Below are 13,808 nucleotides of genomic sequence, written 5' to 3' on the forward strand. Positions count from 1 at the left end.
TATTTCAGAAGGGATTCCCATGCACGACCTGTTGAAGCGCGCCTCTTTGCCGATGCTCGCTCTGGTGCTTGCACTTCCGCTCGATGCCCATGCTCAGACTGCCAAGACTGTGCCGCAAAGCCAGATGGAAATGCAGTTGTCGTTTGCACCGCTGGTCAAGCAGACGACCGGGGCTGTTGTCAACGTCTATGCGGAAAAGACAGTGCGGCGCCAGTCGCCCTTTGCCGGCGATCCCTTCTTCGAACAGTTCTTCGGACAGCAAATGCCCAATCGCAGCGAGAAGCAGTCCTCGCTCGGTTCCGGTGTCATCGTAGAGGCAAACGGGACTGTTGTAACCAACAACCACGTAGTCGACGGCGCGGACGACATCAAGGTCGCCCTCTCCGATGGTCGGGAGTTTCCATGCAAGGTCGTGCTCAAGGACGACCGTCTCGATCTTGCCGTGTTGAAGATCGAGACCAAGGAAAGCTTCCCTACACTTCCGATCGGCAACTCGGATGCGGTCGAGGTTGGTGATCTGGTGCTGGCAATCGGCAATCCCTTCGGTGTCGGCCAGACCGTGACGAGCGGCATCGTCTCGGCACTTGCCCGCAACCAGGTTGTCAAAAACGAGTTCGGTTTCTTCATCCAGACGGATGCATCGATCAACCCCGGCAATTCCGGGGGTGCGCTGATGAACATGAAGGGTGAACTGATCGGCATCAACACCGCGATCTTCTCCCGCGGCGGCGGTTCCAATGGCATTGGCTTCGCCATCCCCGCCAACCTGGTCAAGGTATTCCTCACGTCGGCGGATGCCGGCGTAAAATCATTCGAGCGCCCCTATGTCGGCGCCACGTTTGACGCTGTTACCTCCGAAGTGGCGGATGCTCTTGGGCTCGCCAAAGCTCGCGGCGCGATCGTGGTGAAGGTCACGGACGGCGGACCTGCCGCAAAGGCCGGCCTCAAGGCCGGTCAGGTGGTAACGGCGGTCGATGGTGTTCCGGTCGAACACCCGGATGCGTTGCTCTACAGGCTGACGACCGCCGGCCTCGGCAAGACGGTCAACCTGACAGTCATCGAGAATGGTCGCGAGCAAACGGTTTCCATCGCGCTTGGACGCGCTCCTGAAACCGCGCCGCGCGATCGGCGCTCGATCGACGGGCACTCGCCCTTCACCGGAGCGGTCGTCGAAAACCTCTCGCCGCGGGTTGCCGACGAGTTGCGCATGTCGTCGGAATCGGCTGGCGTGGTGGTCGCCGAGGTGACGGATGGTTCTCTCGCCGCCCGCCTGGGCTTCGAGCCGAAGGATATCATCGTGTCCATCAATGGCACGGAAGTGAAGACCACCAAGGACCTTGCCGCAATGGCGAACCAGGAGCCGAGCTTCTGGCGCGTCGAGATCGAGCGCGATGGTCAGCGTATTCGGCAGTTCTTCCGATGAGCAACGATCTCTTCGCGCCGCGCATTCCGCAGGAGGTTGCGAACCGGCGGCCGCTTGCGGATCGGCTCCGTCCACAAACGCTGGCCGAGGTCACCGGTCAGGAGCATCTGACCGGCGAGGACGGCGTGCTGAGGCGGATGATCGAGAGCGGCTCGTTGGGATCAATGATCTTCTGGGGACCGCCGGGGACAGGAAAGACCACGGTCGCGCGGCTGCTCTCCGGTGAGGCTGGTCTTGCCTTCGAGCAGATCTCTGCCATCTTCTCCGGCGTTGCGGATTTGAAAAAGGTCTTCGAAGGCGCGCGCCTGCGCCGCATGGATGGTCGCCAGACACTGCTCTTCGTCGATGAGATCCATCGCTTCAACCGTGCTCAACAGGATAGCTTTCTACCTGTCATGGAAGACGGCACCGTGATCCTCGTGGGAGCCACGACCGAAAATCCGTCCTTCGAACTCAATGCCGCTCTTCTCTCTCGGGCGCGCGTACTGACCTTCAAGTCGCACGACGACGAGAGCCTGGCGGAGTTGCTGAAGCGTGCGGAGACAACCGAAGAAAAGGCATTGCCGCTGACATCTGAGGCAAGGGTAAGCTTGCTGCGGATGGCAGATGGCGATGGACGGGCCGTGCTCACGCTTGCCGAGGAAATCTGGCGCGCCGCGCGAGAGGGAGAGACGTTTGATACGGAGGGCCTGACTCGCATTGTCCAGCGCCGCGCACCGGTCTATGACAAAGCGCAGGATGGGCACTACAACCTCATTTCCGCATTGCATAAGTCGGTTCGAGGTTCCGACCCTGACGCCGCACTCTACTATCTCGCCCGGATGTTCGACGCGGGAGAGGATCCGTTGTACCTCGGTCGCCGGCTGGTGCGCATGGCGGTAGAGGATATTGGTCTTGCGGATCCGCAAGCGTTGGTGATCTGCAATGCCGCCAAGGATGCCTACGACTATCTCGGCTCGCCCGAGGGCGAATTAGCGCTGGCACAGGCCTGCGTCTATCTCGCGACCGCGCCGAAGTCGAACGCGGTCTACACCGCGTTTAAAGCCGCCACGCAAGCCGCCAAACAGAATGGCTCGCTCCTGCCCCCCAAGCATATCCTCAACGCCCCAACAAAGCTGATGAAGGGAGAGGGCTACGGCGACGGCTATCGCTACGACCACGACGAGCCGGACGCTTTCTCCGGTCAGGATTATTTCCCGGAGAAGATGGGTCGCCAGACTTTTTACGATCCGCCTGAACGAGGCTTCGAGCGCGATATCCGCAAGCGCCTGGAATGGTGGTCGAAGCTCAGGAAAGAACGCAATCAGCGCTGATCACTGTGCCCGCATCTGCGCAGATGATGGGGCGGTAATCTTGACCGACGATTCTGCGAGCCCATGGTGGCCTTCCATGTCGACCACAAGATGCCAGTGGCCGCTTTCGGGAATGGGGATGCGGACGGGCGATTTGCGCGCGACACCGCCGACATACTTGAAGTCGAGAACTTCGGTGAAGCGCTGATAGTTCGGCGCGGTCATCAGCCGCACGTTCGCGACCGCATTCAGCGTCACCTCGACTATCGTCCCGACTCTCTGGTCCTTGAGATCGTAGTGGGTAAAGCGAAAATTCGGTTTCGACATGGGTCTTCTGGCAGCTGTGATCTAGACGCTCAGACTAACAGCGGCCGGTTAAGGAAGCGTTTGCGGCGTCTCGAACCGGCACCCGGCATATCCGATCGAGGCTGTCAGTGAATGCTTCCACTGTCGCCATCTAGCGGCGTGAACTGCAATACCAAACCGTCACGGGCGTGAGCAATCTGCGCGGCATCATGGCCGCACTCATCGGCAGCGAAGTGGCGCGCCGCCTGCTCGCTGGTGAAAATCCCGCCGACGCGGCCGTCGCGATCCTGGACCACCCAACGGCCGGTTTTATCCTGGCCAATTGTGAAGCGTACCGATGCTTCTCGCTTGAGAGGTGCAATCGGCGCGCGCGAATGAAGAGAAGGCATCGATTTTCCTTTCGAGTGGACGCTGAAGTTGCCGCCAGAGTGAACTGCATGCTTGATCGCGGACGGATTACCCTGGACTCCGAGAGCCTGCATAAGTGGGAGCAGCCATTCCTCGAGCGCCAGCGCGGCGCAAATGTTCCCGCCTCGCGCCGCCTGTTGCATGGAGGCAAACAGTCGCGGATGGACATTCGCTCCGGCTGAGATAATGCCGTCGCCGCTCTGGCTCAAAAAGGCCACGGCTGTGTCGTCCCGGTTGGACAGGAAGGTAAACCGATCGCGCAGGTGCGGCGCCAGAGCGTTCAGGCTGCAGCCGTTGCCCAGGATCCCCACCAAGCCGACGATCGACGGGATGCTGGAAAACGTTTCGAGCGTCTCCTGTGAAAGGCCAATGGCGCAACGAGACGGGTTGCTGTCCGCGATCAAGGGCAGCGTTGTTGCAGCTGCCAGGGTCTCGAAGTGGTGCACTACGCCCCTATGCCCAGGCTTGGAATAGTAAGGAAGTGTCACCAGAGCCGCGCTGGCACCGAGATCTTCTGCCTCTCGGGTGAGGGCGACGGTGCTGGACGTCGAACTCGTGCCTGTCGCCGCGATGAACGGCACACGACCTGCCGCGACCCGGACACACGTCCGAACCACTGCGGCCCGCTCCTCCATGGTGAGGGTGGGCCCTTCGCCGGTCACCGTGCATACCGCCAAGTCGTCAATGGCGGAACGGATCTGCCGTTCCGCCAGATGCTCCAACGCTGCGAAATCCAGTTTGTCGTCACGAAACGGAGTAATCAGCGCGGTCGTGATTGCGCCGAGGCGCAACGAAGTGCTCGCTCGCATTTGTACCTCAGAAACCGCCAAGGATGACATAGAGCTCGACGGTGGCGAGCACGATGCCGAAAATGAGCAGCGCCCGCGCGGTCCGCCTTTCACGCATCTGCCGCTTCCGCATCGGCTTTCGAGGACGGGCGCCGAGAGAGCTCGGGGACATGAAATATCGCATGGTTTCTACCTCTGCATTGCAAGCAGAGGCTAACGCCGGGCGCCCTATGAAAGCCATTCGGCGCCAGATCGAAAGAAATAGAAATGATATAAAGACCCATTATTCGGAGCGCTTTCCGATTCGGGACTTGCGCCTGCAATCAGGTGCTTGCCCGTGATTTCGGAATCAACGTCAGAGGCACTGCTTGATCTGCCCCCGTCGAACACTGTCGCGCTACGTCTAAAGGAACCATCCCAGTGTTTGATGTGCCAACAGAACAGCCATTGATCGATACGGCGCTGGTGCGCCGGCTGATTGCGCAGCAGTTTCCCGAATGGTCATCGTTGCCGGTGAAGCCGGTAGCGTTTGGTGGCTGGGACAACAGAACGTTTCACCTCGGAGATCACATGACGGTGCGGCTACCGAGCGCCACACATTATGCCGAGCAGGTGGCAAAGGAGCAGTACTGGTTGCCGATCCTTGCTCCACAATTGCCGCTGACGATCCCTTTGCCGCTCGCAATGGGCCGTCCGGACGAGACCTATCCATGGCCATGGTCCGTCTACGAGTGGCGCAAGGGCGAGACCGCCCGGGTCGAACGAATCGCAGATCTTACGGGGTTCGCCCTAACGCTCGCCGGCTTTCTGGATGCGCTGCAGAGGGTCGATGCGACGGGAGGGCCGTTGCCCGGCACGCACAACTTCCACCGCGGCGGTCCGCTTCGCGTATATGACACCCAGGCCCGCAGGGCGCTGTTGGTTCTTGACGAAAGGGTGGATGTGAAGTCTGCCATCGAAGTGTGGGAGGCGGCTCTTTCGACATCCTGGAGTTTGCCGCCCGTCTGGTTCCACGGAGACGTCGCCTACGGCAACCTCCTCGTCGAGAATGGCAACCTCAGCGCAGTCATCGACTTCGGCACATGCGGCATCGGTGACCCTGCCTGCGACCTCGCGATCACCTGGCATTTTTTCGAGGGGGAAAGCCGAGAGGCCTTCCGCAACGCCCGACCGCTCGACAAGCAAACCTGGGCGCGGGGACGCGGTTGGACGCTGTGGAAGGCACTGATCGTCGCGGCAGGAATGTCGGGCGCAAACCAGTCCGGCGTCGAGAGGTCATGGCGGGTGATAGATGAGGTGCTGGCCGATCACCGCGAATGGGCATGAGTGAAAAAGAGCAGTTCCGCTGTCGGCAAGCGAAGCCCTCAGTCGTCCTTGCCGTGTGTGCGGAAAGCAGAAATCACGGCGGACCTTGAACATGCATACCATTGAGGGCCCATTGCGGCCAAAGAGGAGACTGATATGAGCAGGACAATCGCAATCCTTGTCGCGCGGCTGATCTTTGGTGCCGTTTTTGTCATGGCGACAAGTTTCAAGTTCATCGATATGCAGTCGACCGCAAGCTATATCGCCGCCGCGGGTTTTCCCTTCCCGCTTTTTCTCGCCTGGATCGCGGCCTTGTTCGAACTTGCGCTCGCCCTTGCATTTCTAACCGGTGCCTTCTTTTCCGAGGCGTCATTGCTGGCCGGCATCTATGTTGTCTTTCTCGCCTTCGCATTCCACGGCCCCGGCCGTTGGAGCGCAAGCCAGGCAGAGTTCGGATTCTTCGTCGACCACTTCACATTCCTCGCCGGACTGCTGTTTGCTGCCGTCCATGGTCCGGGCGATGCGCTGGTCGTGAAAGCGGGCTTGGTGCGGCGAACCGCCTGATTTCGCACTCTAGCGCAAGATTCCGTCGAGTGCCGGCATTCCGATGACGGGGGAGGCGCCGATCAGCGCATAGCAGATGATCCGGAGGGTACTTTCCTTTTCCAGGCCGACCGCATAGGTCGGCAGGATCACGACCGTCAGCGCGAACACCGTCTGCACGAACCGGCCGCCGGCGTAATAACTGACGACGCTGAAGCAAGTCGATATCGAGAAAGACGGAATGACCTCGGCCCGAACCTTCGCAAAGTCTGTCTTCCCAGCGAGCCAATAGGCAACGACAGGCGGGTCGCCGAGTTGGCTTGCGCCGCTGAACAGGCCGCCCGCGGCGGTGAAAGGCGCCCGAACTACGAGGCCAGCATCAGATCCATGTTCTGCACCGCGGCGCCGGATGCACCCTTGCCGAGATTATCGAGCAGTGCGACGAGATTGACCTGCGAAGCGCTTGGCGTGCCGAAGACGAAGAGCTTCATCGTATCCTTGCCTGCGAGTTCGACAGCGTCGATGCGGGACAGCGCGCGGCTCTCTTCGAGCGGCACGACCGTCACGATGTTCTGACCCGCATAGTGGTCCACCAGTGCTGCGTGAATGCTTTCCAGCGTAGCGCTAGCAACAAGGTCGTCGAGATAGAGCGGCACCTGCACGATCATGCCCTGCGCGAATTTGCCGACCGACGGCGAGAAGATTGGCGCACGGTCTAGCAGGCCGTGGATCTTCATTTCGGGCACATGCTTGTGCGTAAGAGGCAGGCCGTAGAGGAAATGAGGCGCGCTGATCGCATCGTCGCGGCTCAGGTCCTCGATCTGTGCGATCATCTGCTTGCCGCCACCAGTGTAGCCAGACACGGCATTGACTGTCACTGGATAGGCGTCCGGCAGGATGCCGGCTGCACGCAGCGGCCGGATGAGGCCGATAGCGCCCGTTGGATAGCAGCCGGGGTTTGCCACGAAGCGGGCCGCCTTGATCTTCTCTGCCTGCACCTTGTCCATCTCCGCAAAGCCGTAGGCCCAGGAGGGATTGACGCGGAACGCCGTCGACGTGTCAATGACACGCACATTGTTGTTGGCCGAAACCATCTGCACCGCTTCCTTGGATGCGTCGTCAGGCAGGCACAGGATAGCAATATCGGCGCTGTTCAGCATGTCCTCGCGGATCGCCGCATTGCGCCGCTCGGCTTCCGGAATAGACACAAGCTCGACGTCGCGGCGGCCGGCCATGCGCGTGCGGATCTGCAAGCCCGTTGTGCCGTGTTCGCCATCGATGAAGATCTTCGGTGCCATTGTCTTGCTCACACTTTCAATAGGTTAGAAAGAAATCCGGATTCACTTTGCGAGTTGGATGAGTCAGCCTTGTGACGCGGCAGCGCGGCGCTCGGCATGCAGTCCAAGCATATACATCGCGACTGTCGCGCCCGCAATGGCAGTGATATCGGCGTGGTCGTAGGCAGGCGACACCTCCACGACGTCGGCGCCGCGGATGTCGAGCTGGTGTAGCCGTTGCAGCACGGAGAGGATTTTCGCGCTCGAGGGGCCGCCCGAAACCGGTGTTCCGGTGCCGGGCGCATAGGCCGGATCTAGGCAGTCGATGTCAAAGGTCAGATAGGACGGCGCCCCTCGGGTGTGTGAGATGATGGTTGTCGCGATGTCGTTGGCACTCATGTCTTCGACCTGGTGGCCGTAGAGAATCTGTATGCCGAAGTCTTCAGGCGCATGGGTGCGGATGCCGATCTGGATCGAGCGGTCCGGGTCGATGATGCCATCGCGCGCTGCACGCGCTACGAAGGAACCGTGATCGATGCGCCTGTTGTCGTCGAACCACGTATCCTGATGCGCATCGAACTGGACGAGCGCCAGCGGGCCGTGCTTTGCGGTATGGGCCTTCAGGATCGGCCAGGTGACATAGTGATCCCCGCCGAGCGTCAGCATGAATGCGCCGCTATCTACGATCGTCTTTGCCTGTTGCTCGATCGCGGCAGGCGTTTCCTGATTGTTGCCATAATCGAGCAGACAATCGCCGTAGTCGATGACCGACATCTCGGCGAACAGGTCGCGGTTGAACGGATACTGCGGATCGTTGTCGAAGATCGCCGATGCACGCCGGATCGCCTGCGGCCCGAAACGCGTTCCCGGGCGATTGGACGTCGCCGCATCGAACGGTACGCCCCAGACGACGGCGTCTGCGCCGGTCAGGTCCTTCGTGAAGCGGCGGCGCATGAAAGACAATGCGCCGGCAAATGTCGGGTCAGTTGCGGCGGAGTTGAGGCTGGTTGCCGTAAAGGCATGATCGATCGACTTGTTCGCCAAGGTCTGCTCCTCGGGATGGATGGAAGAACGTGCGGATCAGAAAGATTGTACGAAACGCTGGAGGCCGGAGCGGGTCCGGCCTCGTTGCCTGTAGGAAAGTCAGCCGGGCAGGCGGTCTGCCAACACCTCGGGGCGTCTGATTTGCGGCGGTGTTTCGAAAAGGTCGCCCGCACGCGCCATCAGAGCCGCCGCCACCTTGCCGGTCAGATGCGCCTGCCTCCCGGCTTCACGGTCAAAGGCATCGAAGATCGCAAATGTACTGTGGTCATAGCGAACCGCAAACCATGCGACCGTGTCGGGCTCGGCGGCCACCAGCGCCTGCGCACTCGTGAGGAATCGTGCGACTTCTTCTTCCTTGTCGGCTTTGGCCTTGAGTTCAACGTAGAGAGCAAGCTTGGTCATCGTCGTCTCCTCTATGTGCGCCTCCGCCCGGGTGCAAACTATCACCAAGTCGCAACAGGATTGAACAACTTCGACAATCCGCCGAAAGAAAAAAAGCCCGGCTTCCCACGTCACGCTCTCTCAACGGTTCGACGAAGCCTCGAAATGCGCAAAGGGTTTCGCTTTTTTACGAACGAAAGTTCAGGCCCGGAAGGCCCAACCGCTTCGCGCAACGCCATTGGGGTGTTGCAACCACACCAATGACAAGCGAGGCCGGAACATCGTTACAATGTTCCGGCCTCAAATGTATAAGGCCGGGTAAAAACCCGGCCTTGGTAATTCCCGTATTCTCGGCTGGCGGTTAACGCTTGGAGAACTGGAACGAACGGCGGGCCTTGGCCTTGCCGTATTTCTTACGCTCGACGACGCGGCTGTCGCGGGTCAGGAAGCCACCCTTCTTCAGAACCGAGCGCAGGCCGGGTTCGAAGTAGGTGAGTGCCTTGGAGACGCCGTGACGAACGGCACCGGCCTGGCCGGAAAGACCGCCGCCGGCAACCGTTGCGATGATGTCGAACTGGCCGTCACGGGCAGCTGCGACGATCGGCTGACGCAGAATCATCTGCAGAACCGGGCGTGCGAAGTATTCCGTGAATTCCTTGCCGTTGACGACGATCTTGCCGGAGCCCGGCTTGACCCAAACGCGTGCAACGGCGTTCTTGCGCTTGCCGGTCGCATAGGAACGGCCAAGCGAGTCGACCTTACGGACGTGAACCGGAGCAGCTGCTTCGGAAGACGTGCCGAGATCCTTCAGGGAGGAGAGGTCAGCCATTCTTAGGCGCTCCTTACGTTCTTTTTGTTCAGCTTGGCGACGTCGAGAGCGACAGGCTGCTGTGCTTCATGAGGATGGTTGGAACCGGCGTAAACGCGCAGGTTCTTCATCTGGCGACGACCGAGCGGGCCACGCGGAACCATACGCTCAACTGCCTTTTCAAGGACGCGCTCCGGGAAGCGGCCTTCCATGATCTGGCGAGCGGTACGCTCCTTGATGCCGCCGGCATAACCGGTGTGCCAGTAGTAAACCTTGTCGGAATACTTCTTGCCGGTGAATACGACCTTGTCGGCGTTGATGACGATAACGTTGTCGCCATCGTCAACGTGAGGCGTAAAGGTAGCCTTATGCTTGCCACGAAGACGCATAGCGATAACAGAAGCGAGACGGCCAACGACAAGCCCTTCGGCGTCGATGATCACCCACTTCTTCTCCACCTCTGCAGGCTTCTGGGAGAAGGTTGCCATAGTAGTTACTCTCTTTTGGATCCCTTGGCCCGAAGGCGAAAGGGCGTTTCTTGTTGCTTGATTTGACGGCCCAAAGGCGCGCCAAAAAGAAAGCAGCCGGGAAAGGCTGCGTTCTGGTTGCGTGTATAGAAGCAAACACCTTTGGGGTCAATATTAGCGCAAGGAGTGGCCGGAAAAACAAAACAACAAAATCAATGCCTTATATATGTGGTAATTCAATACCTCAACATTTACGCGGTGGAATCGAGTATGTGACCGTTGCATGGGCGACCAGTTCATCCGGGTTCTGCTGAAAAATAGATGCCTCTATGACGGCGAGGCGTTTGCCTAGTTTCAGGATTTTGCAGGTACAGGTCGTGGGCAGTGGCCTCGGCAGGCGCAGGAAATTGATGTTCAGGTTTGTCGTCACGGCAAGAGCCACCGGGCCGATATGCGCAAGCACGGCAACATAGGCTGTGACGTCGGCGAGCGTGAACAGGGCAGGGCCGGACACCGTGCCGCCCGGTCTCAGATGCCGCTCGGAGGGGTCGAGCCGCATGCACGCGCGGCCCCGCGCAATGTCGGTCACGGCAAAGACGCGCCCATCGGTGTGGATCTGCGGGAAATCCGTCTCCAGAAACCGGTTGACCTCCTCTATCGTCATCACCGGCTTCATCGCTTCTCCTCGAAATTGTTCATCGCTTATGGCAGAACTGTTGGCACGAAATGGATACTCAAGGAGTTGGACCATGGCCGAAGTTGTATCATTGCGAATGGACTCAAGCAAAGCGACCGCGTTGGTGCTCTGCCAGCTTTCCGATGGCATTTTGAGGCTCACTCTCAACAACCCGCCTGCCAATGCGCTTTCGGTCGCGGTTCTCGAGACGCTGCTCGGCGAGCTCCAGAAGGCCGGGGAGGACGATAACGTCCGCATCGTCATCATTGCATCGACCGGCAACGTTTTTTCAGCCGGTCACGACCTGAAGGAATTGACGGCGCATCGCGCCGATCCGGATGGCGGCGTGGCATTCTTCGAGGAGACCTTTGCGCTAGCGGCCGATCTGATGCTGGAGATCTCGCGCCTGCCGAAACCGGTCGTCGCTGAGATCGACGGACTGGCGACCGCCGCCGGCTGCCAAGTTGTCGCATCATGCGACCTTGCGATCTGCACCGATACGGCCACCTTCTGCACGCCCGGCGTGAACATTGGGCTGTTCTGCTCGACGCCCATGGTGGCCGTTTCGCGTGCGGCGCGCCGCAAGCAGGCTATGGAGATGCTGCTGACCGGTGAGACGATCGATGCTTCAACCGCCAAGGATTTCGGTCTGGTAAACCGTATCGTGCCGAAGCAATACCTCACCCAGGTCGTCACCAAATACGCAACCATCATCGCCAGCAAATCGCCGCTGACGTTGCGGATTGGGAAGGAGGCTTTCTATCGCCAGCTTGAGATGCCGGTCGAGGAGGCCTACAGCTATACCGCCCAGGTGATGGTCGACAGCATGATGAGCGGCGATGCCGAGGAGGGGATAGGTGCTTTTCTCGGGAAGCGCATGCCGGAGTGGAGCGGCGAATAGCTAGCCAAGCTTCAAGACCAATCCGCCGAGGGCGATGATCGCGCCTGCAAGATATCGCCACCGGCTCGCTTTTTCCTTCAGGACGATAATTGAGATGATCAGGGCGAATAGGATCGACGTTTCGCGCAGTGCTGCAACGGTCGCGACCGGCGCCTTGGTCATCGCCCAGAGCGCCAGCCCGTAGGAGGCGATCGAGCCTGCGCCTCCCATCAGGCCACGCCACCAGTTCACCCGCACATGCATAGCAACGGTGTACAGACCGCGGCGCGAGACGGCCCATGAAAGCAGCAGAACCGGCGGTAGCAGCGACATCCAGAGCGTATAGGACACGGCATTTCCGGAAATTCGCGCGCCTATTCCGTCGACGTAGGTGTAGGTGGCAATCACGCACGCATTGGCGAGCGCCAGACGTATCGCCCTTCCACTGCCTTTGGGCGCTTCGAAGGCAAGCGTCAAAATTCCGGCGCAGATCGTCACCGTACCGAGGAGTGTCCCGCCAGAAAGACTTTCATTCAGAATGAAACCGCTCGTCGCGGCTATCAGAAGCGGTGCGCATCCCCGCATCAGCGGATAGACGAGGCCGATATCGCCTGCCCGATAGGCAGCGGCGACCAGCTGGAAATAGATAAACTGGAGGATCGCCGAGGCGCCGATGTAGGGCCATGCACCACCGTCGGGAAGCGGCAATAGCGCCAGGAAGGGCAGCGCGGCCACCGCGCCGCCAGCCGAGATGAGGCTGGCATCGAGCGACTTGTCCGTTCCTGCCTTGATGATGGCGTTCCACGTCGCGTGTAGCAACGCACCGAAAAGAACCAGCAGAATGACGGTGACGGACAAGGCGAGGACTACCGGGTGGTGTATTGGAAGGAAAGGCTGGAAGCTTGTTACGCCCTCGCCGATAAAAAGCAACACCCCGCCTTCTGCGGCGGCACAGCAAACGAAACGTCTAAATGCAACTCGCAGATGATTCTCTAGGCGCGTCGCAAGATGCACGTACGCCAAGCGATTTCAATAGAAAGTCCTCATTCAACCATGAGATGTTTCTAACATACGCATGAACAAATGTATACATACACAGGATATACAGTGAACACATGAACGCTAGTGGCTCACAATTTTGAAGAGTGATGCACGATAGGCACACGCACGCCAATTCTCGGTTGGTTTCCATCTCGATCGGGTAGTATAATGCAACCGCGCCCAGATGTTTGATGCGTCACAGCGAACGGCATTCAGAGCGAATAGTCGGGAATTATGAAAGTCCCGTCCAGGTTGTCTAGGTTCTGGCAATTGAGAACGCGGCAGTTAGGATTGTCCTTCGTCGGTATCCTCGTCCACTCCGCATATTGGTTGGCATCGCAGAAGCGGCTGTTGCGAATGTAACGGTCGTACAAGGTCAGTCCGGCAACGCGCTTTGAGGGATAGCGCAAGATGACCGCGCCTTCGTTGTGAATCGCCGCACGCGCCATCTGACAGGTCATCGCCTGTGAACTGTATCGTGAGATTGCCAGGGCTTGCGATGCGGCCAGAACGAACGCGGTGAAAAGCGCCAGTTTTCTCATCGAGACATCCTCTTCCGGCTTCCTGATGACTATATACGCTGGAACCAGCCGTTGGTTTCAAATTGCGGCAAACCTGACTGCGTTCATTATCCGGAGAATAGGCGACATGAACCACGACCAATACGACGACGATTATATTCTCGCTATTTTGCATTCGGTGAAAACCATCGCTTTGACAGGTGCCTCTCCCAATCCCGCCCGGCCGAGCAACGGCGTCATGGGCTACCTGTTGTCGCGCGGCTATGAAGTGATACCCGTCAATCCGGGGCAGACGGGAAAGCAGATACAGGGACAGACAGTCTTTGGCCGGCTCGCCGACGTTCCCGTTCCCGTCGACATGGTGGATGTCTTTCGCGCTTCGGAACATCTGTCTGATGTGGTCAATGAGGCACTCGCGATGAATCCCCGACCGAAGGTGATCTGGGCGCAGCTTGGCGTGCGTGATGACCGCGCGGCGGCAAGGGCGGAAGCCGGAGGCATCAAGGTCGTTATGGATCGCTGCCCGGCAATCGAGTATCCGCGTCTGGTCGCATGAGGAAGGGGAAAATATTTCGCCAAACGCGTTTTGGTTGAAACAGATGGCGATTAACTTTTCTTGATCGTCCGCTATGCTCCGACACATTCGGT

General features: G+C 59.5%; 16 protein-coding genes and 1 pseudogene. 6 read left to right on the forward strand and 11 right to left on the reverse strand.

Features of this window, described 5'->3' with window-relative positions:
* The first annotated feature begins 19 nt into the window (after nt 1-19).
* Complete coding sequence (locus tag AC1D2R_RS26040; protein ID WP_477971888.1) at nt 20-1,423, forward strand: DegQ family serine endoprotease; 1,404 nt, start codon at nt 20-22, stop codon at nt 1,421-1,423.
* Nucleotides 1,420-2,736: a replication-associated recombination protein A gene (locus AC1D2R_RS26045; protein ID WP_477971890.1), complete on the forward strand. Its 1,317-nt coding sequence runs from the start codon at nt 1,420-1,422 to the stop codon at nt 2,734-2,736. Before AC1D2R_RS26040 ends, AC1D2R_RS26045 begins: the two co-directional genes overlap by 4 nt.
* Here the strand turns inward: AC1D2R_RS26045 and AC1D2R_RS26050 are convergent, their stop codons facing one another.
* Nucleotides 2,737-3,042, reverse strand: a complete 306-nt coding sequence (locus tag AC1D2R_RS26050) for a DUF1883 domain-containing protein (protein ID WP_477971892.1) — start codon at nt 3,040-3,042, stop codon at nt 2,737-2,739.
* Between the two features lie 104 nt (nt 3,043-3,146).
* The gene (locus AC1D2R_RS26055; RefSeq protein ID WP_477971894.1) at nt 3,147-4,220 is read right to left on the reverse strand and encodes a dihydrodipicolinate synthase family protein; all 1,074 of its coding nucleotides are present in this window, start codon (nt 4,218-4,220) and stop codon (nt 3,147-3,149) included.
* 426 nt (nt 4,221-4,646) lie between these two features.
* Here AC1D2R_RS26055 and AC1D2R_RS26060 point away from each other — a divergent pair, with 426 nt between their 5' ends.
* Both AC1D2R_RS26060 and AC1D2R_RS26065 read left to right on the forward strand, forming a co-directional pair.
* Complete coding sequence (locus AC1D2R_RS26060) at nt 4,647-5,543, forward strand: aminoglycoside phosphotransferase family protein (protein WP_477972032.1); 897 nt, start codon at nt 4,647-4,649, stop codon at nt 5,541-5,543.
* 135 nt (nt 5,544-5,678) lie between these two features.
* A complete protein-coding gene (locus tag AC1D2R_RS26065; protein WP_477971896.1) occupies nt 5,679-6,086 on the forward strand; it encodes a DoxX family protein in 408 nt (135 codons plus the stop codon).
* 9 nt (nt 6,087-6,095) lie between these two features.
* Here the strand turns inward: AC1D2R_RS26065 and AC1D2R_RS26070 are convergent.
* The 7 genes and pseudogenes from AC1D2R_RS26070 to AC1D2R_RS26100 form a co-directional block, all read right to left on the reverse strand.
* Nucleotides 6,096-6,404, reverse strand: a pseudogene (locus tag AC1D2R_RS26070) (sulfite exporter TauE/SafE family protein); the annotation flags it as partial.
* Nucleotides 6,405-6,430: 26 nt separating this feature from the next.
* Entirely contained in the window at nt 6,431-7,363 is a 933-nt protein-coding gene (gene argC, locus AC1D2R_RS26075) for an N-acetyl-gamma-glutamyl-phosphate reductase (RefSeq protein WP_477971898.1), read from the reverse strand.
* A gap of 63 nt (nt 7,364-7,426) precedes the next feature.
* Complete coding sequence (speB, locus tag AC1D2R_RS26080; RefSeq protein ID WP_477971900.1) at nt 7,427-8,386, reverse strand: agmatinase; 960 nt, start codon at nt 8,384-8,386, stop codon at nt 7,427-7,429.
* A 99-nt stretch (nt 8,387-8,485) separates the two neighbouring features.
* The gene (locus AC1D2R_RS26085; RefSeq protein WP_477971902.1) at nt 8,486-8,788 is read right to left on the reverse strand and encodes a putative quinol monooxygenase; all 303 of its coding nucleotides are present in this window, start codon (nt 8,786-8,788) and stop codon (nt 8,486-8,488) included.
* Nucleotides 8,789-9,128: 340 nt separating this feature from the next.
* The gene (gene rpsI / locus AC1D2R_RS26090) at nt 9,129-9,596 is read right to left on the reverse strand and encodes a 30S ribosomal protein S9 (RefSeq protein ID WP_477971904.1); all 468 of its coding nucleotides are present in this window, start codon (nt 9,594-9,596) and stop codon (nt 9,129-9,131) included.
* 2 nt (nt 9,597-9,598) lie between these two features.
* Nucleotides 9,599-10,063 carry a 50S ribosomal protein L13 gene (gene rplM, locus AC1D2R_RS26095; protein ID WP_057467201.1) on the reverse strand — a complete coding sequence of 155 codons (465 nt, stop codon included), beginning with the start codon at nt 10,061-10,063 and terminating at the stop codon, nt 9,599-9,601.
* 223 nt (nt 10,064-10,286) lie between these two features.
* The gene (locus AC1D2R_RS26100; protein ID WP_477971907.1) at nt 10,287-10,718 is read right to left on the reverse strand and encodes a PaaI family thioesterase; all 432 of its coding nucleotides are present in this window, start codon (nt 10,716-10,718) and stop codon (nt 10,287-10,289) included.
* 73 nt (nt 10,719-10,791) lie between these two features.
* Between AC1D2R_RS26100 and AC1D2R_RS26105 the strand changes: the two genes are divergently transcribed.
* A complete protein-coding gene (locus AC1D2R_RS26105) occupies nt 10,792-11,619 on the forward strand; it encodes an enoyl-CoA hydratase (RefSeq protein ID WP_477971909.1) in 828 nt (275 codons plus the stop codon).
* Here AC1D2R_RS26105 and AC1D2R_RS26110 read toward each other — a convergent pair whose 3' ends face one another.
* Entirely contained in the window at nt 11,620-12,456 is an 837-nt protein-coding gene (locus tag AC1D2R_RS26110; RefSeq protein ID WP_477972033.1) for an EamA family transporter, read from the reverse strand.
* A gap of 395 nt (nt 12,457-12,851) precedes the next feature.
* The gene (locus tag AC1D2R_RS26115) at nt 12,852-13,181 is read right to left on the reverse strand and encodes a hypothetical protein (protein ID WP_477971911.1); all 330 of its coding nucleotides are present in this window, start codon (nt 13,179-13,181) and stop codon (nt 12,852-12,854) included.
* Nucleotides 13,182-13,287: 106 nt separating this feature from the next.
* On the opposite strand from AC1D2R_RS26115, the gene AC1D2R_RS26120 reads away from it, so the two are divergent.
* Nucleotides 13,288-13,716: a CoA-binding protein gene (locus AC1D2R_RS26120; RefSeq protein WP_477971913.1), complete on the forward strand. Its 429-nt coding sequence runs from the start codon at nt 13,288-13,290 to the stop codon at nt 13,714-13,716.
* Nucleotides 13,717-13,808: the final 92 nt, after the last annotated feature.

Source organism: Rhizobium sp. P1_C7 (assembly GCF_056406295.1).